This is a genomic window from Actinomyces viscosus, from assembly GCF_900637975.1.
Lineage (GTDB): Bacteria > Actinomycetota > Actinomycetes > Actinomycetales > Actinomycetaceae > Actinomyces > Actinomyces viscosus.
In genome coordinates, this window is the sequence record NZ_LR134477.1 from 607937 (window position 1) to 629628 (window position 21692).

Annotated in this window: 17 protein-coding genes and 1 riboswitch; of the genes, 11 read left to right on the forward strand and 6 right to left on the reverse strand. The window is 70.7% G+C overall.

Translation table 11 applies throughout. The features are described 5' to 3' along the window. Window position 1 precedes the first annotated feature (1 nt). Both pknB and EL340_RS02730 read right to left on the reverse strand, forming a co-directional pair. The gene (pknB, locus tag EL340_RS02725) at window positions 2-2029 is read right to left on the reverse strand and encodes a Stk1 family PASTA domain-containing Ser/Thr kinase (protein ID WP_126413308.1); all 2028 of its coding nucleotides are present in this window, start codon (window positions 2027-2029) and stop codon (window positions 2-4) included. A gap of 101 nt (window positions 2030-2130) precedes the next feature. Next, complete coding sequence (locus EL340_RS02730) at window positions 2131-3291, reverse strand: polyprenyl synthetase family protein (RefSeq protein ID WP_126413309.1); 1161 nt, start codon at window positions 3289-3291, stop codon at window positions 2131-2133. A gap of 225 nt (window positions 3292-3516) precedes the next feature. On the opposite strand from EL340_RS02730, the gene EL340_RS02735 reads away from it, so the two are divergent. The 6 genes from EL340_RS02735 (at window position 3517) to EL340_RS02760 (ending at window position 9897) form a co-directional block, all read left to right on the forward strand. Beyond that, the gene (locus tag EL340_RS02735; protein ID WP_126413310.1) at window positions 3517-5184 is read left to right on the forward strand and encodes an RNA polymerase sigma factor; all 1668 of its coding nucleotides are present in this window, start codon (window positions 3517-3519) and stop codon (window positions 5182-5184) included. A gap of 105 nt (window positions 5185-5289) precedes the next feature. Next, window positions 5290-5378: riboswitch (TPP riboswitch) on the forward strand. Beyond that, on the forward strand, window positions 5368-6201 hold the full coding sequence (gene thiM / locus EL340_RS02740) for a hydroxyethylthiazole kinase (protein ID WP_126413311.1): 834 nt from the start codon (window positions 5368-5370) through the stop codon (window positions 6199-6201). It overlaps the preceding riboswitch by 11 nt. Beyond that, window positions 6198-6860 (forward strand): thiamine phosphate synthase, encoded by a 663-nt coding sequence (gene thiE / locus EL340_RS02745; RefSeq protein ID WP_126413312.1) that lies wholly within the window; start codon window positions 6198-6200, stop codon window positions 6858-6860. Before thiM ends, thiE begins: the two co-directional genes overlap by 4 nt. Continuing rightward, window positions 6857-7708: a bifunctional hydroxymethylpyrimidine kinase/phosphomethylpyrimidine kinase gene (gene thiD / locus EL340_RS02750; protein ID WP_126413313.1), complete on the forward strand. Its 852-nt coding sequence runs from the start codon at window positions 6857-6859 to the stop codon at window positions 7706-7708. The genes thiE and thiD overlap by 4 nt, the downstream gene beginning before the upstream one ends. A 110-nt stretch (window positions 7709-7818) precedes the next feature. Then, on the forward strand, window positions 7819-8910 hold the full coding sequence (locus EL340_RS02755; protein WP_164719329.1) for a trypsin-like serine peptidase: 1092 nt from the start codon (window positions 7819-7821) through the stop codon (window positions 8908-8910). An 84-nt stretch (window positions 8911-8994) separates the two neighbouring features. Beyond that, a complete protein-coding gene (locus EL340_RS02760) occupies window positions 8995-9897 on the forward strand; it encodes an arginase family protein (RefSeq protein WP_126413314.1) in 903 nt (300 codons plus the stop codon). Between the two features lie 20 nt (window positions 9898-9917). On the opposite strand, the gene EL340_RS02765 is transcribed toward EL340_RS02760, so the two are convergent. Together EL340_RS02765 and EL340_RS02770 are read right to left on the reverse strand one after the other, a co-directional pair. Next, a complete protein-coding gene (locus tag EL340_RS02765; protein WP_126413315.1) occupies window positions 9918-10328 on the reverse strand; it encodes a rhodanese-like domain-containing protein in 411 nt (136 codons plus the stop codon). 201 nt (window positions 10329-10529) lie between these two features. Next, on the reverse strand, window positions 10530-10802 hold the full coding sequence (locus EL340_RS02770) for a DUF7455 domain-containing protein (RefSeq protein ID WP_197722339.1): 273 nt from the start codon (window positions 10800-10802) through the stop codon (window positions 10530-10532). 227 nt (window positions 10803-11029) lie between these two features. On the opposite strand from EL340_RS02770, the gene EL340_RS02775 reads away from it, so the two are divergent. The 3 genes from EL340_RS02775 (at window position 11030) to EL340_RS02785 (ending at window position 15285) form a co-directional block, all read left to right on the forward strand. Next, a complete protein-coding gene (locus EL340_RS02775) occupies window positions 11030-11767 on the forward strand; it encodes a hypothetical protein (protein ID WP_232023277.1) in 738 nt (245 codons plus the stop codon). A gap of 56 nt (window positions 11768-11823) precedes the next feature. Next, window positions 11824-14076 (forward strand): DNA gyrase/topoisomerase IV subunit B, encoded by a 2253-nt coding sequence (locus EL340_RS02780; RefSeq protein ID WP_126413317.1) that lies wholly within the window; start codon window positions 11824-11826, stop codon window positions 14074-14076. Between the two features lie 156 nt (window positions 14077-14232). Beyond that, window positions 14233-15285, forward strand: coding sequence for a GNAT family N-acetyltransferase (locus tag EL340_RS02785; protein WP_126413318.1), 1053 nt, complete (start codon window positions 14233-14235; stop codon window positions 15283-15285). Window positions 15286-15304: 19 nt separating this feature from the next. Here the strand turns inward: EL340_RS02785 and EL340_RS02790 are convergent, their stop codons facing one another. After that, a complete protein-coding gene (locus EL340_RS02790; protein ID WP_126413319.1) occupies window positions 15305-16948 on the reverse strand; it encodes an amidohydrolase in 1644 nt (547 codons plus the stop codon). 72 nt (window positions 16949-17020) lie between these two features. Continuing rightward, window positions 17021-19585: a DNA gyrase/topoisomerase IV subunit A gene (locus tag EL340_RS02795; RefSeq protein ID WP_126413320.1), complete on the reverse strand. Its 2565-nt coding sequence runs from the start codon at window positions 19583-19585 to the stop codon at window positions 17021-17023. A 138-nt stretch (window positions 19586-19723) separates the two neighbouring features. Between EL340_RS02795 and EL340_RS02800 the strand changes: the two genes are divergently transcribed. Both EL340_RS02800 and EL340_RS02805 read left to right on the forward strand, forming a co-directional pair. Next, entirely contained in the window at window positions 19724-20344 is a 621-nt protein-coding gene (locus EL340_RS02800; RefSeq protein ID WP_197722340.1) for a DUF5998 family protein, read from the forward strand. Window positions 20345-20355: 11 nt separating this feature from the next. Then, window positions 20356-21657, forward strand: coding sequence for an alkaline phosphatase family protein (locus EL340_RS02805; RefSeq protein WP_126413321.1), 1302 nt, complete (start codon window positions 20356-20358; stop codon window positions 21655-21657). Window positions 21658-21692 lie beyond the last annotated feature (35 nt).

The following is a 21692-nucleotide window of genomic DNA, read 5'->3' on the forward strand; positions in this document are numbered from 1 at the left end:
GTCAGAAGATGTTGATGGTGACCTTGGAGTCCGGCTTGACGCTGGAGCCCGGGGCGGGGCTGGTGGAGCGCACGGTTCCGAACGGGCCGCCCAGGCGCTTGTTGACCTCCACCTTGAGCCCGGCGTCCTCCAGGGTCTTCTTGGCCTCGTCCTCGCTCTTGCCGGTCACGTCTGGGATCGTCACCTGCTCCGGCCCCTTGGAGACGGTCAGGTCCACCGAGTCGCCCTTGTAGTAGCCCGAGGCCCCGGCGATGGGGGAGGAGGAGATGACCCTCCCCTTGGCCACGGAGTCGGAGTAGTCCTGACTGACCTTGCCCTTCTTGAGCCCGGCGTCCTCCAGGGTCTTCTTGGCCTCGTCCTCGCTCTTGCCGGTCACGTCGGGGATCGTGGCCGGCTCCTTGCCCTTGGAGACCACGATCGAGATCTTCGAGCTGTGCTCGATGACCTTGCCGGCCTTGGGATCAGAGGAGATCACCTTGCCCGAGGCGACGCTGGCGGAGTACTCCTCGGTGACGTCCCCCAGGGTCAGACCCGCCGCCTTGATCGCGGAGCCGGCCTGATCCTTGGTCTTTCCGACGACGTCGGGAACCGTCTTGGTCTCCACGCCCCGGGAGATGACGACGGTGACGGTGTGGCTCAGCCCCACCTTCTGGCCAACCTTCGGCTGGCAGGAGATGACCTTGCCGGCCGGCACCGTGTCGGAGTAGGCCCGGGCCGGCGTACCCCAGTTGAGTCCCTGCTTCTCCAGGGCGAGCTGCGCCTCGTCCTGCGACATGCCGATGATGTCGGGGACGGCTACCCGTCGCCCCGGGCCCGCCGTCAGGTACCAGGTGGCACCCGCCCCGGTTCCGGCCACGGCCAGCAGCCCGACGATGACGGCGGTGCGGCGGTTGAGGCCGCTGATACCTCGTTGCCGGGTGGGGACGGCGGTGGTCTTCTGGGAGTCGGCCGCCAGGGCCTTGCGCGACAGCGCACGGGTCCTGCCCTTGGCGTCCGGACCGATGGAGCCGATGGGCAGGGAGACGGTGCGCATACCGGCGTGGGGGGAGGATCCCTCGTCGGAGTCCTCGTCCTCCTCGCCCTGGGGCTCGTTGTCGATGGCGGAGCGGGCGGCCTGGGCGTTGGCCGTCATGACCTCCTGGGTCCGGATCGAGCCGGTCCCGCCCCCACGGCGCACCGACAGCTCGGAGTCGGTGAGCTCATCGACAACGTTGCGCAGCAGCGCCAGCGCCTCATCAGCATCGGCGGGACGGTCCTGCGGCTCGCGGCGCGTCATGATCGCCACGAGCTCGTCGACGTCGGCCGGCATGTCGGGAACGAGCTTGGAGGGCAGGGGAACGTCCTCGTGGACGTTGCGGAAGGCGATCTGGATGGGGGAGTCCGCGGTGAAGGGCTGCTCCCCGGTGAGGAGCTCGTAGAGGACCACCCCGGCGGAGAAGACGTCGGCGCGGGAGGTGGAGTCCCCCGAGGTGATGAGCTCGGGCGCCAGGTAGGCGACCGTGCCCAGGACGTTGCCCGTCGTCGTCTGCGTGACCTCCGTGACCGCCCGGGCCAGACCGAAGTCGGCCACCTTGGCCACCGAGCCGTCCGAGGGCAGCAGGACGTTCTCCGGCTTGATGTCGCGGTGAACCAGCCCGGCCCGGTGGGCGGCGCCCAGCGGGCGCAGCAGCTGGGCCACCAGCCCCAGGGCCTCCTTGACCGACAGCGGCCCCGCCGCGATGAGGTCGCGCAGCGTGGGACCCTCGACGTACTCCATGACGAGGTAGGCCACTCCGTCGAGGCTGCCCTGGTCGTAGACGGCCACCACGCCCGGGTTGGACAGGCGGGCCGCCGCCCGCGCCTCGCGCCGGAAGCGCGAGACGAAGTCGGGGGAGTCGGCCAGGTGGGCGTGCATGAGCTTGAGCGCCACGGTCCGGTCCAGGCGACGGTCATGGGCGCGGTAGACGGTGGCCATGCCGCCGCGCGCGAGGCGGTCGACGATCTCGTAGCGAGAGTCGACCAGCCGACCGATGAGGGGATCCGTGACCACGAGCGCGATTCTACGGTGCCTGCGGCGCAGCGACAGCCGCTCGCCAGTGCGGACGGGTAGTTCTGCCCACCCGGTGGGGACGGGCCGATTCGTCTGCTATGTCAGGAGTTTCGGTGCGTCAGCAGGTCCGCCAGGTCCGCCAGGTCCGCCAGTGATGCGGCACTCACCACGCCCTCGTCCTGGAGCCGCTCCAGCGCCTTGAGACCGGCGTCGCGGTGGGTGGTGATGATCTCCTCGTGGACGGCGCGTGCGCCGCAGTCCTCGATGAGAACCGCAGCGTCGGCGATCTGCTCCGCCGTGGCCTCGGCGCTGGCCAGCACGCCTCCGAGCAGCTCCCGGCCGGCGTCGTCGCAGCGGCCCCAGGTCAGGGCCAGCAGCACCGTGCGCTTGCCCTCGCGCAGATCGTCTCCTGCCGGCTTGCCGGTGACCCGTGGTGAGCCGAAGACGCCCAGCTCGTCGTCGCGCAGCTGGAAGGCGATACCGATCTCCTCGCCGAAGACGGCCAGCTGCTCAGCGGTCGGGCCGGTGGGGTCCAGGCCGGCCAGGAGGGCCCCGATGATCAGCGGGTGGCGCACCGAGTAGCGGGCCGACTTGTGACGCACGACCGACAGGGCGTCGTCGTGCATGCGCCGGGCCGCTGCCCCGGGGTCCTGGCCCCAGGGCAGCGGCAGGTTCTCACTGCGCACGTCGAGGAACTGGCCCAGGGCCACCTCGGTGGTCATGGCGTCGAAGGCGGACCGGGCGTTGCGGAGCGCCCTGTCCCCGGTCTCGGAGGAGGCTCCTGCCTGCGCCAGGGCGCTCATCTCCTCCCCGGCCAGCGACAGCAGGAGGTCGCCCAGCAGGACGGCGCCGTTGGCTCCGAAGGCCTGTGAGTATCCCAGCCAGCCGCGGGCGTCGTGGTTTCGGGCGAAGGCTCGGTGCGCCGCCGGTAGGCCCCGCCGGGTGTCGGCCCCGTCCATGAGGTCGTCGTGGACCAGGGCGCTGGCCTGGTAGAGCTCGAGCGCCGCTCCCAGGCGGACGGCGTCGTCGCCGGTGAGGCGCTCGGAGCGGTGCTCCGGGGCGGCGGTGAGCGCGTAGCCGACCGCACCCAGCACGGCGCGCATGCGCTTGCCCCCGGACAGGGCGTTCTCGGCGGTCTCGAGCAGCTCGGGGGCGGCCTGCCCCAGGTCCTGCCAGCGTCGGTGGCAGCCGGTCAGGACCTCCTCCAGACGGTGCTCGACGGCGGGACGGACACGGCCCAGGGCCGCAGGCAGCGCGCTCATGACCGCCAGGGTAGACGCAGCAGGGCCGCCTCAGCCTCCTCACGGGTTGTCGGCGGTGGTTCTGCCGTCGAGAGAAGCCGACCGCGACAAAGGTTAGGTCATGCTAAGTCATCGGGGCGAAGTTGCTGGGGAATAAACGCTACAATTCGTGGGTTGTCTGCTGTGCCGGGTAGGGTCCCCATACCCCGTCGCCGGCTGTCCGCCCGCCCACGCGAAAGGAACTCCGTGGCTTCTTCCACAGTGACGCGCTCCCGCGCCGAGCTCACTGACGACGTCGACGAGACCACGCTCGACGATGAGGACTTCGACCTCGACGACGAAGGAGACGACGACACCGACGACTCCGACTACGACGATGAGGACTTCGACGACTCCGACGAGGACGACTCTGACGATGAGGATGAGGACTCCGACGAGGATGAGGACCAGGAGGACGACGACTCGGAGACGCAGGTCGTCCAGGACGATGACGGCCCCGCCCCCGAGCTGCGCGACTACTACCTGGACGTGAGCCTGGAGGAGAACGGCGACGGCTCCAAGCGCAGCCCCTTCAACAACCCCGCATCGCTCAAGGGTGTCCGGCTGGCCCCCGGGGCGACGCTCTTCGTGCGCTCGCGCACGATCGTGGAGAACCTGGAGATCGCCGGGCACGGCACCCTGGAGGAGCCCATCACCCTGGCGCCCTACGGCCACGGCCCGGTGCCCCGGTTCGTCATCGGTGACTCCGCCCCGATGGTGGCGCGCGACTACCTGGCCCAGAACGGTTACATCTTCCGCGGCTGGGTCATCAAGGGCATCAAGATGCAGCCCTCGATCGCGGCCCTGACCGGTGAGCTCGAGCGCATGCGCCGGGAGGAGGCGGAGAAGGCCGCCTCCAAGAAGTCCGGCAAGCGCGGCAAGTCCCAGGACAAGGACGGCTCCTTCACGGTCTCCGACTCCGACGAGGGCGATGAGCCCGCCCAGCGGGTCGTCACCGCCGGCGCCACCGCGGACCCGGTCAAGGACTACCTCAAGCAGATCGGTAAGGTCGCGCTGCTGAACGCCGAGCAGGAGGTCGAGCTCGCCAAGCGCATCGAGGCCGGCCTCTACGCCGAGCACCGCCTGGCCGAGGAGGGCAACGACCTGCCGGCCAAGCTGCGCCGCGAGCTGCACTGGGTGGCCCAGGACGGTCAGCGCGCCAAGAACCACCTCCTGGAGGCCAACCTGCGACTGGTGGTCTCCCTGGCCAAGCGCTACACGGGCCGCGGCATGCTCTTCCTGGACCTTATCCAGGAGGGCAACCTGGGCCTCATCCGCGCCGTCGAGAAGTTCGACTACACCAAGGGCTTCAAGTTCTCCACCTACGCCACCTGGTGGATCCGTCAGGCCATCACCCGCGCCATGGCGGACCAGGCCCGCACCATCCGCATCCCGGTGCACATGGTCGAGGTCATCAACAAGCTCGCCCGCGTGCAGCGCCAGATGCTCCAGGACCTGGGCCGTGAGCCCACCCCGGAGGAGCTGGCCGTCGAGCTGGACATGACCCCGGAGAAGGTGGTCGAGGTCCAGAAGTACGGGCGTGAGCCGATCTCCCTGCACACGCCCCTGGGTGAGGACGGCGACTCCGAGTTCGGTGACCTCATTGAGGACTCCGAGGCCGTGGTGCCCGCCGACGCGGTGAGCTTCACCCTCCTTCAGGAGCAGCTGCACGCCGTGCTGGACACCCTCTCGGAGCGTGAGGCCGGTGTCGTCTCCATGCGCTTCGGCCTGACCGACGGCCAGCCCAAGACCCTCGACGAGATCGGCAAGGTCTACGGGGTCACTCGCGAGCGCATCCGCCAGATCGAGTCCAAGACCATGTCCAAGCTGCGCCACCCCTCGCGCAGCCAGGTCCTGCGCGACTACCTGGACTGACCGGACCGCTCGGACCGGCAAGGAGCACCAGCAGCTCGTCCATCTCGACGGCGTCGGCCCCGGAACTCATGGTTCCGGGGCCGACGCCGTCAGTGCTATCGTCCCCAACGTGACACGGGGTGCCACACGGCTGAGAACACACCCGTCGAACCTGTCCAGCTAGTACTGACGAAGGGATGTCACATGCACTGGGACACGTCTACCCCGGTGGCGCTGGAGGCGGTACGCCGCCACGCCCCACTGGTCTCCTGCATCACCAACTCGGTGGTCACCAACGTCACCGCCAACGTCCTCCTGGCACTGGGTGTGGCTCCCGCCATGGTGGACATCACCGGGGAGGCGGGGTCCTTCGCCCGGGACGCCTCCGCGCTGCTCATCAACCTCGGCACGCCTCAGCCCGAGCAGCGCTCCGCTGCCCGCGAGGCCGTCGCAGCGGCGAACGACGCCGGTACGCCGTGGGTCCTCGACCCGGTGGCCATCGGAACGCTCGCGCACCGCACCGGCCTCGCCCGTGAGCTGGTCGCCCACGGGCCGGGCGCCGTGAGAGGCAACGCCTCGGAGATCCTCGTCCTGGCAGGCGCCGGCAGCGGAGGGCGGGGCGTCGAGGCCACCGACGACGTCGAGGCGGCACTTGCTCCGGCATGCGACCTGGCCCGTCGCCACGGCTGCGTCGTGGCGGTCTCCGGTCCCGTTAACCTGGTCAGCGACGGTGAGCGCGTCGTCCGGGTCCGGGGTGGATCCGCGTTGCTGACCCGGATGACCGGAGGCGGCTGCGCCCTGGGGGCAGTGACCGCGGCCTTCCTCGGGGCGGGCCGGAAGGAGGGACTGGACAGCCTGAGCGCCGTCGTGGCCGCGCACGCCGTCTACAGCGCGGCCGCCGAGCGAGCCGCAGCCCGATCGGCCGGCCCCGGCTCCTTCCAGCCCGCCTTCCTCGACGCCCTGTACACCCTGGAGACGGGAGACCTGCACACCGTCACCATCAGCACCGCCAGTGCCGCAGCGGGAGAACCGGCATGAGCGCCGCGCTGGACCTGTCGGTCTACCTCGTCACCGATGAGGACCAGTGCCGCTCGCGCGGACGAGATGTCGTTCGGACCGTTGAGGCGGCCGTTGACGGGGGAGTCACCTGTGTCCAGCTGCGTGCCAAGAACTCCGACGGCGGCCCCTTCCTGACCCAGGTGCTGGGCGTGGTCGAGGCCGTGGGTGATCAGGTCCCCGTCATCATCAACGACCGCGTCGACGTCTTCCTGGCCGCGCGCGAGACGGGTGCGCGGGTGGCCGGCGTCCACCTCGGCCAGTCCGACCTGCCCGCCGCCACCGCACGCCGTCTCATCGGGCAGGACGCCTACCTCGGGCTGTCGGCCGCGACTCCCGACGAATTGCGCACCGCCCAGGAGCAGGGGGCCTGCGACTACGTCGGGATCGGCGTCGTCCGTGACACGGCCACCAAAGCCGGTGCCCCGAGGAGCCTGGGCATCGACGGCGTCGTGCGCATGGCCGCCCTGACCGGTCTGCCGGCGGTGGCCATCGGTGGTGTCACGGTCGCCGACCTGCCGGCCCTGCGCGCGGGAGGCCTGGACGGAGTCGCCGTCGTCTCAGCCATCTGCGCGGCCGAGGACCCACGGCGCGCCGCTGCCGCACTGCGGACCGCCTGGGACGAAGGAGACTGGCGATGAGCCGCTCACAGCTCCGCTCGGCGACCATCACCGCCCTGACGATCGCCGGCTCCGACCCCAGCGGCGGTGCCGGTATCCAGGCCGACCTGAAGACCATGAGCGCGCTCAGTGCTTACGGGATGAGCGTGATCACGGCTCTGACCGCCCAGTCGACGCGCGGCGTGACGGGCGTGCACGCCGTGCCCGCCGACTTCGTGCGCCTCCAGCTGGACACGCTGCTGGACGACATCACCCCCGATGCCACCAAGATCGGCATGCTGGCCACCGCCGGGCTGGCCGACGCCGTGGGGGAGTACCTGCCCGGGCTCTCTCACACGGTTCTCGATCCGGTCATGGTCGCCACCTCCGGGGACCGCCTCCTGGATGAGGAGGCGATCGGGGCCGTGCGCCGCCTGTGCACCAAGGCCGATCTCATCACCCCCAATCTCCATGAGGCGGCGGTCCTGCTGAATGAGGAGCCCGCGGCGAGCCTCGGCGAGCTGCGTACCCAGGCGCGGCGCCTGACGGATCTGGGCGCGCAGCGGGTGCTGGTCAAGGGCGGCCACCTCGCCGGTGGCGCGGGTGACGCGAGTGGCGCGGACGATGCTGTTGACGTCTACGTCGATGGTGACGTTGTCAGGATCCTCCGGGGCCACCGCGTGGCGACGGGTAGCACCCATGGCACGGGCTGCACGCTGTCCTCCGCCATCGCCTCGCTACGACCGCGCAGGGAGACCTGGTCAGAGGCGGTGCGGGACGCCAAGGCCTACCTCACCGGCGCCATCGAGCACGCCGACTCCCTGGGCATCGGGCACGGGCACGGGCCCGTCCACCATTTCTACCGAGCCTGGATCCAATCCGGATGGTAAATTATGTGGTTGTCGTTCACGACATGAGCTAACCGCGGTACACCTGCTAAAACAAGCCTGATCGTGTATCCGCTGCCGAAAAGCCTGTCCGCCTCCGCAGGAGCCAACCAATGAGAAGTACATCCATTTGTTCACGCAGGAGAACAGCTCTCCTCACTGTCCTCGTGCTGATGGCGGCGGGACTGGTTCCCCTGCCGCTGCTCGCTGCGCCGGCTCATGGCGCGGACCCCGGACAGGGCGGTGGTGCAGGGGCTGCCTCAACGGCGGTGACCGCACCCACCAGCTTCGGCAAGAGCGCCGAGACGATCCCCGAGGAGCGCCCGGCGGCCGAGACGAGTCATGAGGCCGACCAGGATGTCCTGGGGTACTGGACGCATGAGCGCATGGCCGCGGCTAAGCCCCTGGATACCGATGCCGCCGATGACCCTGCCCAGGAGCGTCCGGCGGCTGCCGACGGCGACGGGGACAGCGCCAGCTCGACGGATCCGGCCGGAATGACCGAGCCTGCTGCTCCCTCCGCTGACGGAGGCGCGACCCCGACCGCGAGAGCCAAGGGGAAGCTGTTCTTCAACGGCTACGGTGTCGACAATGCCTACTGCAGCGCCTCGGTCCTCAACACGCCCTCCAGGAGCGTTGTCATCACCGCCGCTCACTGCGTCTACAGCTCGGCGGAGGGATGGGCCAAGGATGCGGTCTTCGTCCCCGACTACGACCGCACCCAGGCCGATCCGGATCCGGTGGGAGTCTGGACGGCCCGGTCGATCCGTGTCTTCGACAGCTGGCGCGCCGACCAGACCGACTACCGCAACGACGTCGCCTACGTGACGCTCAACGACGGAGGGGACGCGAGCAAGCCGGTCGTCGACGTCGTCGGCGGCCACGGTCTGGCCTGGGGAGGCAGCTACGTCTTCCACGCCACGATCTTCGGGTATCCGAACAACAAGACGAACCCGGACGGCCGTGGCACCATTCACTCCTGCGTCAGGACCACGGAGGAGTCGGAGGGAAAGGTGAGGACCGAGGGCTGCGACTTCGGCTTCGGCGCCTCGGGAGGGCCGTGGCTCTACCGCTACGACGAGGCCACCGGGCTCGGCTACGTACGCTCATTGACCGCCCTGTGGCGGCCCCTGGGCGGAGTGAACCGCGGTCCATACTTCACCGAGGCGGTCAAGACCATGCTGGACGCGACCGCCGGAGACTGAAGAGACTCAGGACTGGGTCAGGTGGTGCACAGCCCGGGCCCGTAAACTGGGAGCAGGGAGACGCCCTCGCCCAGGAGCGCTGAGATGGTTCACGCACGCACTGCCCTCGCCCAGTCCGACACCCTCCGTCTCGTCTGGCCCCAGTGGCAGGGGGCGGGACAGTCCTCAGTGCGCCACCTGCTTCCCGAGCTGCCCGATGAGGAGGCGCGAGACGTCTATGCGCTGGGGACTCGGGTGCTCACGGCGCTCCTACCTGAGCACACCGGTCCCACGGAGATCGTCCCTGTCAGCGACGAACCCGCCGATGAGGAGGCGCGGGTCACCGAAGGCACGGAGTCGCGCGCCCAGGTCCTGGCCGGGATCCGCGATGCCCGAGAGGCCATCGCCCACCACGACGCTCCCAGAATCCTCACCCTGGGCGGGGACTGCTCTGTATCTGTCGCCCCCTTCACCGAGCTCGCCGCCCGCTACGGGCAGGAGCTGGCCGTTGTCTGGATCGACTCCCACCCGGATATCGGCACCGCGCACTCCCGGTACCCCGGCTACCACGCCATGGCGGTCTCCCACATCATCGGCACTGGCGACCGCGAGGTTCTGGACGAGCTGGCGGCCTTCGTCTCCCCGACCCGAGTGGCCCTGGCGGGTCTGCACTCCTGGACCGAGGACGACTACCCGAACATCGCGAAGTGGGGACTGCACGCCTTCAGCCCCGCCGATCTGCGCGAGTCGACGACGCCCCTGCTGACATGGCTGGAAGCCACCGGGTGCAGCCGCGTGGCCATCCACCTCGATGTCGGCACCGTGGATGCCGACGAGGTCCGCCTGAGGCTGGGATACGACCGCGGCGGCCTGAGCATGGCCCAGACCAACCGCGTGATCAAGGATCTGGGGCAGGCGGCCGACGTCGTCGGGCTGACGATCGCCGAGTACGTGCCCCGGCAGGTCGTCGCCCTCACCCACCTCCTGGAGGGGCTGCCGCTCCTGTGAGGAGGCGGGGCGTGCCGGACTCAGTCGGTGACGATCTTCGCGCCGGTCGTGTTCTTCGCCGCGTCGATGGTTCCCAGGTCGGTGATGCTGGGGAAGCCCGCGTTGCGCATGACGGCACTGGCCATCTTGGGCTGGTCGTCGGTGCCGTAGAGCTGGTACTGGGAGTTGCGGTCCAGCCCCGAGATCTCCTTCGAGAAGTCGCCGGAGGAGAAGTCGTAGTTGACAGCGCCCTCCAGGTGCCCCTGCTTGAACTCGTCGGCCGAGCGCAGGTCAATGATGACCACCGGGCCGGTCGCCTTGGCGTCCGCCGGGGTGGTGTGTGCTGTGGCGGAGGCACTGGTGGTGGAGGATCCCGAGCATCCGGTCAGTGCCAGCGCACCGCAGGAGACGAGCAGAGTGGAGACGGCCAGGACGCGGATGGGGCGTTTCACAGAGAGTTCCTTCGGGAGTCGCGCGGCTTCGTCGAGCCTGGATGGGATCGGGTGGGACGCTGGATCAGCGTAAGGCTCTGTGCCGGGAGACTCGGGGAGGGAACAAGGGCAGGGCCTCAGAAGCGAGGATAAACGGGTCCCGGTGAAAACGGCAGTGATACTCGGCTAACCACGACGTGAATTTCAGTGAAGAAATCCACGTCAGCTGTCGGCGGTCAGCCTCGCGGTCTCGTCCTGGAAGAGCAGGGCGACCTCCTTGAGCCTCTCGCCGTGCCGACGGGCGTGGTGAGCGCAGAAGAAGAGCTCGCCGGTCAGCATGACGACTCGGACGTAGGCCTGTGCGTCGCAGACATCGCAGCGGTCGGCTGTGGTCAGCGGGCGCTCGGTGGAGTCGGCGGCAGGGGTGGTCTGCTCGTCCAGGGTGGTCACCGCCTGAGCGGCGGTCGAGGTTCCGGTTGTGCTCATGGACTGCATTGGATCACGCCCGAGGCGCTCCCGACCGTCCGAAAGCGTCGTTTCCGCCTGAGGCGCACGCGCTTTCGCCCACGGCGCACCGCCGTCATGGCGCACCTCACCAAGAATCCGACCGATCGGGTGGATGCTGGGGTGGTCAGCGATACCAGAGCCGCTTCGGAGCCGCCGTGAAGGCTGCGCTGGAGGACGGGGACGGGGACACCAGGAGAAGGAGCAGCCACGTGTCGGTGCAGGAGTTCCGTGACCATGAGATCGCCCGCCTGGAGCGCTCGGGCTGGGTGACCAACGCGGCTCTTCGCCAAGAGCTGGAGGCCGCGGGCCTGCAGCCGCCGGCCCAGGTCGTGGCCGACTGCCTGGATCTGGATGAGGGCGCCGGCGGCGGATGGGGGCGGGCCGAGCATGCCGTGGCCCGCCTGCGTGAGCACTTCGCCTCCTTCCGCTTCGCCGACGACGTCGAGTACGGGCTGCTCGCGATCCCCGCCGTGGACCGGTTCGACACCCGAGGCGTCGTCGATCCTCGTATCCGCCGCGGTCAGCAGACCGACCTGGTCGAGGACCTCGTCGACCCGGCCCTGGGGGAGGGAGTCGACCTGGGCGGACGCACGCTGGAGCGGGGCGGCTGGATGGTGCTGGTCGGCGTCGTCGGCCAGTACGGGATCTCGGCGGGAAGCTACGAGGACATCACCGCCGCCCCTGCGGAGCGCTTCGAGGTCGACGGCGTCGACACCCGTACCCTCATGACCCGCCAGGTCTGGGGCGCCCGCCTGCTGCAGTGCCCTGCGGGCCTGGTTCCCGACTCCGACTACGCCGAGCGGTGGACCTTCACCCTCTTCCCGGCCGAGGGGCTGGTGGGCGGCCGGGCCGTCTCCGGCACGGTGCTCAAGAAGCGGGTGCGCTTCCGCCTGGGCAAGGCGGACCGCGGGATCGGCAGCGCCCGGGTGGGCCCGGCCCTCCCGCTTCAGTGAGCGGACTCGCGGCGGGGCACGAGGCGCCGGCGGCGCTGATCGGCTAGATTCCAGGCGTGCCCTCATCCGAGAACAAGACCAGCCGGGGTGACTACTCCGCCCGCCACCTCTCCGTCCTGGAGGGGCTCGAGGCCGTGCGCAAGCGCCCGGGTATGTACATCGGCTCCACCGACCAGCGCGGCCTCATGCACTGCGTGTGGGAGATCGTCGACAACGCCGTCGACGAGGCCCTTGAAGGGCACGGCGACGACATCTCGGTGACGGTCCACGACGACGGCTCGATCGAGGTGCGTGACAACGGGCGCGGCGTGCCCGTGGACATCGAGCCCTCCTCCGGCCTGACCGGCGTTGAGCTCGTCTACACCAAGCTGCATGCCGGCGGGAAGTTCGGCGGCGGGTCCTACGGTGCCGCCGGTGGCCTGCACGGCGTGGGCGCCTCAGTGGTCAACGCCCTGGCCGAGCGCATGGACGTCGAGGTCGACCGCGACGGCAAGACCTACGCCATGAGCTTCCACCGCGGTGAGCCCGGCATCTTCGACGACTCCGCTGGCCGCAGCCCCTCCTCGCCCTTCACCGAGTTCACGAAGGCCTCCGAGCTGCGCGTCATCGGCAAGGTGCGCCGCGGCGTGACCGGAACCCGGGTGCGCTACTGGGCCGACCCCCAGATCTTCCCCCGCCCCACCGAGTACGACGCCGCCGCCCTGCGCGCCCGGTTGCGCCAGACCAGCTTCCTCGTGCCCGGACTCACCCTGCGCCTGGAGGACCTGCGCCCCGAGGCCGAGGCCATCGCCGCCTCCAACACGCCCGCCGCCGACGCCGGCGAGACCGACGACGCCGTCCACGAGGTCTCCCTGCGGGCGGCCGCCAAGAACGCCACCGAGAACCGCGGCGACCTGTTCGACACCGGCGACGATGACGGCGTCGAGGTCTTCCAGGCCCTGGGCGGCACCGCCGACTTCGTCGACTTCCTGGCCTCGGACGGCTCGGTCACCGACACCTTCCGCCTCACCGGCGAGGGCACCTACACCGAGACCGTCCAGCAGCTCGACCGCGCCAGCGGGCACCTGCGGCCCGTGGAGGTCGAGCGCACCTGCATCGTCGACGTCGCTGTGCGCTGGGGAGTCGGGTACGAGACCACCGAGCGCTCCTTCGTCAACATCATCGCCACCCCCATGGGCGGCACCCACCTGACCGGCTTCGAGCAGGCCCTGACCAGGGTGCTGCGCAAACGCATCGAGGCCGACTCCCGGGCCCTGAAGATCACCTCCAAGGACGGCCGGGTCGAGAAGGACGACATCATGGCGGGCCTGACCGCCGTCATCACCGTGCGCGTGCCCGAGCCCCAGTTCGAGGGGCAGACCAAGGAGGTGCTCGGCACCGGGCCCGTGCGCCAGATCGTCTCCAAGGTGGTCGAGCGCGAGCTCACCGCCCTGCTGACCTCCTCCAAGCGGGACCTCAAGACCCAGGCCCGCGCCCTGGAGGAGAAGATCGTCGGAGAGATGCGGGCCCGCGTCTCGGCGCGTCTGCACAAGGAGATCACCCGCCGCAAGACCGCCTTGGAGACCTCCTCCCTGCCCGCCAAGCTCGCCGACTGCCGCAGCGACGACGTCGCCGCCTCCGAGCTGTTCATCGTCGAGGGTGACTCCGCCCTGGGCACCGCCAAGAACGCGCGCAACTCCGAGTTCCAGGCGCTTCTGCCCATCCGCGGAAAGATACTCAACGTGCAGAAGGCCTCCCAGGCCGACATGCTGCGCAACGTCGAGTGCTCGGCCATCATCCAGGTGGTCGGCGCCGGAAGCGGACGCACCTTCGACCTCGAGGCCGCCCGCTACGGCAAGGTCATCCTCATGACCGACGCCGACGTCGACGGCGCCCACATCCGCACCCTCCTGCTGACCCTCTTCTTCCGGTACATGCGCCCCATGATCGAGGCGGGCCGGGTCTTCGCGGCCGTCCCGCCCCTGCACCGCATCGAGGTCTCCGGGTCAGGGCGGCGCAAGAAGGAGATCATCTACACCTACTCTGACGAGGAGCTCGTCACCACCCTGCGCCGCCTGGAGCGCTCGGGGCGCAGCTTCAAGGAGCCCCAGCGCTACAAGGGCCTGGGGGAGATGGACGCCCACCAGCTCGCCGAGACCACCATGGAGCCCCAGCACCGCACCCTGCGGCGCATCACGCTGGGGGACGAGGCCCAGGTCATGGAGGCGGAGTCCGTCTTCGAGCTGCTCATGGGCTCATCGGTCGAGCCCCGCCGCGACTTCATCGTCGAAGGCGCCCGTGACGTTGATCGCGAGCGTATCGACGCCTGACGAACGCGTCAGGTTCTCGCAGCTCCTTCAGGTAGGCTCGGTAACCTTCGAGTCACGGCCGGCAGGCTGTCGGAGCCCCGCACCGGCAGCACTGGCAGCGCCGTCGGTTCGTCGTCATTCTTCGTCGTTCTTTCGTCCTTATGAGGGAGGTGCGCTATGGCACCCGGTTACGGCATCCGCCGGGCAGGCTCCTCGCCGTGGCCCATCCTGCGCCCGGGGCCCCGCTCGGCGCTGTCACGCGAGCTGTCCTGGCGGCCCCTGGGCCCCGAGGACAACCATGAGCTGGCCGCGCTCATCGCCCGGGCGGAGGAGGTCGACAACCCTCCCTACCGCACCAGTGAGCAGGAGACGGCCGAGTACTTCCTCGACCCCACCTACTCCGGGGTCGCCGGCCGTGGCGCCGACGGCGTCATGCGCGCCTTCGGCCTGGTGCGGCTGCGCCCGGCCGGCGAGATCTACGCCTCCATGACCGGCACCGTGGACCCGGCCGTGCGCAAGCGCGGCATCGGTCGGGCCCTCCTGCACTGGCAGGCCGAGCGGGCCCGCCACCTCGTGGGCGCCGAGCGCGCCGGCTCCGTGTCGGGCAGGAGCTCGTCCCAGGTGCCCGCGCACGTGGTCACCACCGTCATGGAGGACGACGAGCGCATGCAGGGGCACCTCAAGGACATGGGCTTCGAGCCGATGCGCTGGTACCGCGAGGTGCGCCGCTTCCTCGGCGACGAGATCCCCGAGGTGGACCTGGACGGATTCATCACCATCGACCCCTGGACCCCCGAGATCGACGGCGACGTCCGGCGCGCCTACGACCAGGCCATGGCCGAGACCTGGAAGGCCGAGAACGTCACCCCCGAGGACTGGACCGCCGGTAGCGCCTACTTCGCCCCCCGCTGGAGCTTCGTGGCCATGGACCGTTCCGGGGACCGGGCCCGTGTGGCCGGGTACCTGCGCTCGGGCCGCTACGAGCAGGACTGGGAGGCACTGGGCTGGCGCGAGGGCTACACCGACGTGCTCGGGGTCCTCAGCGACTACCGCCACCGCCGGATCGGGCCCGCGCTGCTGGTGGCCGCCATGCGCGCCTATGCGGCCGACGGCATGGAGTACGCCGCCGCCGGCGTCGACACCGACAACCCCAGTGGTGCCGTGGGCCTGTACGAGTCCCTGGGGTACGTGCCCACCCGAGGCACCATCCTCTACGCCCTCGACGTCTGAGCAGGACCGCCCGGGCGGTTCAGGCACGCTGGTGGGCCACGGCGCCGGCCACGATCGTCGCCAGGGGCCGCACCCGCGCCAGAGCCTCGGCCCCGAGACGCACCGGGTCCTCGGCCAGGAGCACCAGGTCGGCCGGGGAGCCCACCGCCACCGGGCAGGCCCCGTTGACGCTGGCCGCCAGCGCCTCCTCGGCCGTCAGCCTCTGGGAGGGCGACCACACTGAGCCGTCCGGTGTCGCACGCCCCACCGCCGCCGACATCGCCAGCCACGGATTCAGCGGCGCCACCGGCGCATCCGATCCCAGCTGCAGCAGGGCGCCGGCGGCCACCATGTCCGCGAAAGCGTAGGTGCGCTCCTCCAGGCCAGGCCACACCCGGCCCACCGCCGCCCAGTCGTCGATGAGGTGAGCCGGCTGAACGGACAGCTCGACGCCGCATCCCACCAGACGTCTGAGGGCGCCCCTCGGCTCGTCGAGCGCGTCTGCCGGCAGCAGCTGGGCGTGCTCCAGGCGCCCGGTGGCCCCCGAGAGCGCGAAAGCGGCGGCGACGTCGTCGACAGCTGCGTCCCCGATGGCGTGGATGGCCATCTCATAGCCCTGCCGGCCGGCTCCGGTCATGAGGTCGGTGAGCTCGGCCCGGCTGATATTGGTCACGCCGTGGGGGTGCTCCAGGCCCAGCTCAGCCGGGTAGGGGGCACGCATGTGCGCACTTCCCGAGCCCATCGACCCGTCGGCGATGACCTTGAGCGGCCCCTGAACCAGCACCGGGGAGCCGTCGGCCAGACGCGGCGAGCCGGCCATCTCGCTCCCGGTGCGCAGGCCCCGCTCCATCCAGCGCGCCAGCTTGTCGCGGTAGACGGCGACCCGGATACGGGGGAGGGCCTCGGGGAGGAGGCCCCGGGCCTCCATGGTCCTCAGACGCCTCGGCCAGTCGTCGGGATCCTCCGACCAGCTCATATCGACCACGCCGGTCACCCCCCTGGCCAGCATGTCGGACAGGACCTGCCGGTAGCCGGACTCCCGCAGCTCGCGCGTGCCCGGGACCTCATCGAGCCGGTCCAGAAGGGCGAACCACGGGTCCTCCTTCATCGGCGCCCCAGGATCCTGGGCGCTTGCCTCCGGCAGGCCGAAGACGCGCAGCGCCGCGGAGTTCAGCCACCCGGAGTGCACGTCCCCGGAGATCAGCAGCGTGGGAACGTCTCCGGTGACGGCGTCGAGCTCGGCCACGGTGGGGACCCGGGGCCAGTTGGACAGACGGTGCCCAAAGCCCTGGATCGTGGCCGGCCGTGAGCCTGCCGGGAGGTCTCGCAGCGCCTGGGCCACCAGCTCCAGGGCCTCCTCGGCGCTACGGGTGGGCATCGTGTCGATGCGCGCCGAGCGCGCCGCCTCCATGTCCAGGTGAGCGTGGGCGTCCCACAGGCCGGGGATGAGGAAGGCTCCACCCGCATCCATGACCGGCACCCCGGAGGCGCTCAGGCTCCGTCCGACCTCGACGACGCGACCGCCCGCCACGCGCACGTCGACGGGCTCGCCGGGGGCGGGCGGCGCATCCAGGCTCCCCGGACCCGAACCGCCGCGGCGCAGCGCACCCAGCTGGGTGCGGGACCGGAAGGGGACGATGCGCACGTCCCTGAGCAGCAGGTGCGCGGAGGGTAGATCAGCCATGCGCCACTCTAGGCACATCCGGCCTGTTCACGGGCGGTTTTCCGGCGTGCTCCACCCAGTTGCGCGGCCCCCTCAGCCGATTCCGATGATGGGGGCCGGCAGTGGCGAGCCGGAGCCGTCACGACGCTCATCGGCCTCCGGCAGCGCGACCGGCTTGCCGCCCTCACGCAGCGCCCGCGCCGGTGCCACGCCCACCCAGGCGGCCACGAGCTCGTCCTCACCGCGCAGGAAGCGGTGGGAGCGAACTCCGCCCGTGGCCCGTCCCTTGGCCGGGTAGCGGTCCAGCGGCGTGACCTTGACGCTCCCGCCGCCGGTTCCCGGCAGCGAGCCCTCGGAGCCGGCCACGGTCACCACCACGGCCTCGGCCAGGAGCTCCTCGGGAACCGCCGCACCGGCGATGACCCGGGCCCCCTCGCGCAGCGAGATCCCCGCCATACCGCCGGCGCCCCGGCCCTGCGGACGCACCTTGGCCGCCTGGAACCGCAGCAGCTGGGCGTCAGAGGTCACCAGGGCCAGGAAGTCCGTGTCAGCCGCAGAGCCCGCGAAGACCACCCGGTCCTCGCCGGACAGGGAGATGACCTCCCAGCTCTCGGCGTTCCTGGGCTCATCACCGGGCTTGACCCGCTTGATGACGCCGCCGGCCGTGGCCAGGGCAATCGGAGGGTTGTCGGCCGAGCCCACCGGGACCAGACCCACCACCTTCTCCTCGGGGTCGATGTCGACCAGCTGGCGCACCGCAGTCGCGCCAGCCAGGCCCGGAGCGTCCTCGGTGCGGGACACCTCCGAGGTGGAGACGACGTCGAGCAGCACCAGCCGCCCGGTGTCGGTGACCGCGCCGACGCGTCCCCGCGCCGTGGTGGCCACCTGCGACGTCAGGGCGTCGTGGGGCTGGCGCCCACCGGTGCGAGCGACCGGCTCAGCGCCAGGGGTGCGTGCCACCAGACCGGTCGCCGACAGCATGACCCGGCACGGGTCGTCGGGGACGGTGAGTGGAACCGGGGACGAGCTCGGCATGAGCGTCATCGGCTGCGGGGAGGCGCCGGCCCGTTTCGCCGAGTTTCTCGTACCGCCGGAGCCGCCGGTCCCTGCGGCGTCGTCCGGGCTCTGCGCGCTGCCTGCCGACGACGTCACGCGCTCACCGGAGGCCTCCAGCAGCACCGTGCGCCGCGGGGTGCCGAACTGCTCGGCCACGGCCGCCAGCTCGCGGGAGACCACGCGCCGCAGCAGGACGTCGTCGGCCAGGATCGCCTCGAGCGCCTCGATCTCCCGAGCCAGCTCGTCGCGCTCCTTCTCCAGCTCGATGACCGAGAACTTCGTGAGCCGACGCAGCTGGAGCTCGAGGATGTAGCTGGCCTGCGGCTCGGTGAGGTCGAAGACCTGCATGAGCCGCGTGCGCGCCGTGGCGGCGTCGTCGGAGGAGCGGATGACGGCGATGACCTCGTCGATGTCGAGGATGGCGATGAGCAGACCGTCCACCAGGTGGGCGCGCTCGCGGCGCTTGCCCAGGCGGAACCGGGTGCGCCGGGTGACCACCGTGAGGCGGTGGCGCACGAACACCTCCAGCAGCTCGCGCAGTCCCAGGGTGTGGGGCTGGCCGTCCACGAGGGAGACGTTGTTGATGCCGAAGGAGTCCTCCAGCGGCGTGTGCTTGTAGAGCTGAGCCAGGACGGCCTCGGGGTTGTAGCCGTTCTTGACGCTGATGACCAGGCGGGTGCCGTGCCTGCGGTCGGTGAGGTCGGCGACGTCGGTGATGCCCTGGAGCTTCTTGGAACCCACCGCCTCCTTGATCCGGGTGATGATCTTCTCCGGCCCTACCATGTAGGGCAGCTCGGTGACCACGATACCCTTGCGGCGCGGGGAGACGGACTCCACGTGGGCGGTGGCCCGGGTGAGGAACTTGCCCCGCCCGGTGCGGTAGGCCTCCCGGATCCCGTCCAGGCCCACGATCATGCCGCCCGCGGGCAGGTCCGGACCCGGCACGAAGGCCATGAGGTCCTCCAGGGTCGCCTCGGGGTGGGTCAGGAGGTGCCGGGCGGCCGCCACCACCTCCACGAGGTTGTGCGGCGGCATGTTCGTGGCCATCCCCACCGCGATACCGGCCGCGCCGTTGACCAGCAGGTTCGGGAAGGCCGCGGGCAGGACCTCCGGCTCGGTGAGCGTGTAGTCGTAGTTGGGGGCGAAGTCGACCGTGTCCTCATCCAGGTCGGCGGTCAGCGCCAGTGCCGGAGCGGCCAGACGCACCTCGGTGTAGCGGGGAGCCGCCGGGCCGTCGTCCAGGGAGCCGAAGTTGCCGTGCCCGTCAATGAGCGGCAGACGCATCGTGAAGGGCTGGGCCATGCGCACCAGCGCCTCGTAGATCGCGGTGTCACCGTGCGGGTGGAGCCGGCCCATGACGTCGCCCACGACCCGGGAGGACTTCACGTGCGGGCGGTCGGGGCGCAGGCCCATGCGGTCCATCTGGAACAGGATGCGACGCTGCACCGGTTTGAGACCGTCGCGGGCGTCGGGCAGGGCACGTGCATAGATGACGGAGTAGGCGTACTCCAGGAAGCTGGTACGCATCTCCGTGGACAGGTCGAGGTCGACGATCTCCCCGTCGGTCGGGGGAGGAGTCTGGGTGGAGGCAGACTTCGGCATGGGCGCATTGTCCGAGGAATCGGGCCGAAAACAAACCACGACACCCGGGCGTGACAGGTCAGACGCACCCGCTCAGAGCGATCGGCCGGCCTCGAACCGGGGGCGCCGGGGCTCGACGACGATGGCACAATGGCGACCATGACGACCCACTCACGCCAGAACTCGGCCGCCGGCCCGGCCTCGTTTCAGGCGGCGCAGGACGCCTTCGCCGACCTGGCGCAGCAGGTGGAGCTCGCCGGCTACTACCCCGAGCTGGTGCTCGACACCCTCCGACTGGCCGCGGGGCAGGAGGAGATCGTCTCCGGCATGGTCCAGGCCGAGACCACCTTCGCAGAGGCCGTCCACCGGCACCTGACCGTCCTGTCGCTGACCTCCACCCGTCTCATCATCGTCCACGTCGACGACGCCCCCCGTGACGACGGCAGCCCCGGCGCCCTGGCCACCAGCGAGGCCGTTCCGCTCAGCCGGATCCGCTCCATGGCCCTGACTCGGGGCGTCTCCGATCCCGCCCAGGGCGGTGGCACTCTGACCGAGATGACGATCGCGGTCTCCTGGGGATCGGTGCGCCGCATCGACATGGAGCCGGCCACCTGCGGCGACCCCGACTGCCAGGCCGACCACGGCATGACCGGCGTGTCCGTGCCCGACGACGTCGTCATCCGCGTGGCCGCGGGCGTCGAGGGGGCCGCCGCTCTGGCTCGCGCCGAGACCTTCGCCAGCCGGCTCTCCCAGATGACGGCCCGCGCCGCCTCCCTGTGACGGGACCCGCGATGAGGTCCCGTACCGTCGCCGAGGATCCCTCACCGGCTCCCGCCCCGGACTCCCCGCGGGATCCGGCGCTCCGCTACGTCCTGGCGGTCGGCGCCGTCAGTGCCGGGCTGGCTCTCAGCGATCCCGGGAACGACGGCGGCTCAGTCGCCGGCTCAGTCGTGACCGACGCCAAGGCTCGCCGCGTCGCCCGCAGCTGGGGGATCGAACCGGTCGGTGGGCCCGGCGAGGCTCCCGGCGGCCCCGGAACCGTCGTCGTCCTCGTTGACGGGCTGGGCCTGGAGATGCTTCGTCAAAGACGCGGGCACACCCCCACGATGCGCCGATGGCTGGACCAGGACGACAACGGTGGCGACTGCAGGATCCTCACCTGCCGGCCCTCGACAACGGCCGCGGCCCTGACCATGCTGGGGACCTCCGCCCTGCCCGGTACCACCGGCATGGTCGGCTACTCGGTGCTCAACCCCCACCTGGGGCCCACTCTTCCCGCCACCGCCGCGCCCAGCCCTGCCCAGGTCCTCAGCCTCATTACCTGGAAAGGCGATGACGTCCCCGGTCCCCGGGCCTGGCAGGACGTACCCACGATCTTCGAGCGCCTCCCCACCGGGAGCGCCGTGAGCATCGGGCCGGCCCGCTTCGCCGGCTCCGGCCTGACCGAGGCGGCCCTACGAGGCGCCTCACACCTGGGGGCGGACCGTCTGGAGGACCGCCCCGGCCTGGCCGCGGGCGCCCTGCGTCGAGGCACGCCCCTGGTCTACCTCTATGTCGGTGAGCTGGACCATACCGGCCACAAGCACGGCTGGCTCAGTGAGCAGTGGCTGGCTCAGCTCGAGCGCCTCGACGCCGCGATGGCCGAGCTGGTCCGCCGCGTCCCCGCCGGCACCCGGATCATCCTGAGCGCCGACCACGGCATGGTCGACACCGATGCCGCCCACCGTATCGACCTCAGCGCCCACCGGGAGCTCACGCGCGACGTCGTCGCCGTCGCCGGGGAGCCCCGCCTGACGCATCTGCACGTCTCCGACGGCGACACGGACCTCGCGGCCGAGGTGGCCCACCGCTACCGCCACGTCCTGGGGGAGCGGGCGGCGTGGATCGGGACCCGTGACCAGGCCGCCGAGCACCTGGGGGCTCTCAGCCCACGGGCACGAGGAGTCGTCGGAGACGTCGTCGTGGCCATGGCCGGCACCTGGGTGCTCGTCGACCCCCGGGTCCACTCCGAGTCCGCCATCGCCATGCCAGGCGTCCACGGCTCCTTCACCACGGCCGAGACCGAGGTGCCGCTGCTCGTCACCGAGGCCTGAAGGGCCCGGGCGACCCGCCCAGGTCCGGCCCTGCG

Coding starts and splice junctions, on each gene's coding strand:
- EL340_RS02755 (WP_164719329.1), top strand. CDS start 7,819: ATGAGAAGTACATCCATTTGTTCACGCAGGAGAACAGCTCTCCTCACT.
- EL340_RS02790 (WP_126413319.1), bottom strand. CDS start 16,948: ATGGCTGATCTACCCTCCGCGCACCTGCTGCTCAGGGACGTGCGCATC.
- EL340_RS02795 (WP_126413320.1), bottom strand. CDS start 19,585: ATGCCGAAGTCTGCCTCCACCCAGACTCCTCCCCCGACCGACGGGGAG.
- thiM (WP_126413311.1), top strand. CDS start 5,368: ATGCACTGGGACACGTCTACCCCGGTGGCGCTGGAGGCGGTACGCCGC.
- EL340_RS02785 (WP_126413318.1), top strand. CDS start 14,233: ATGGCACCCGGTTACGGCATCCGCCGGGCAGGCTCCTCGCCGTGGCCC.
- EL340_RS02730 (WP_126413309.1), bottom strand. CDS start 3,291: ATGAGCGCGCTGCCTGCGGCCCTGGGCCGTGTCCGTCCCGCCGTCGAG.
- EL340_RS02770 (WP_197722339.1), bottom strand. CDS start 10,802: ATGCAGTCCATGAGCACAACCGGAACCTCGACCGCCGCTCAGGCGGTG.
- EL340_RS02805 (WP_126413321.1), top strand. CDS start 20,356: ATGAGGTCCCGTACCGTCGCCGAGGATCCCTCACCGGCTCCCGCCCCG.
- thiD (WP_126413313.1), top strand. CDS start 6,857: ATGAGCCGCTCACAGCTCCGCTCGGCGACCATCACCGCCCTGACGATC.
- thiE (WP_126413312.1), top strand. CDS start 6,198: ATGAGCGCCGCGCTGGACCTGTCGGTCTACCTCGTCACCGATGAGGAC.
- EL340_RS02760 (WP_126413314.1), top strand. CDS start 8,995: ATGGTTCACGCACGCACTGCCCTCGCCCAGTCCGACACCCTCCGTCTC.
- EL340_RS02800 (WP_197722340.1), top strand. CDS start 19,724: ATGACGACCCACTCACGCCAGAACTCGGCCGCCGGCCCGGCCTCGTTT.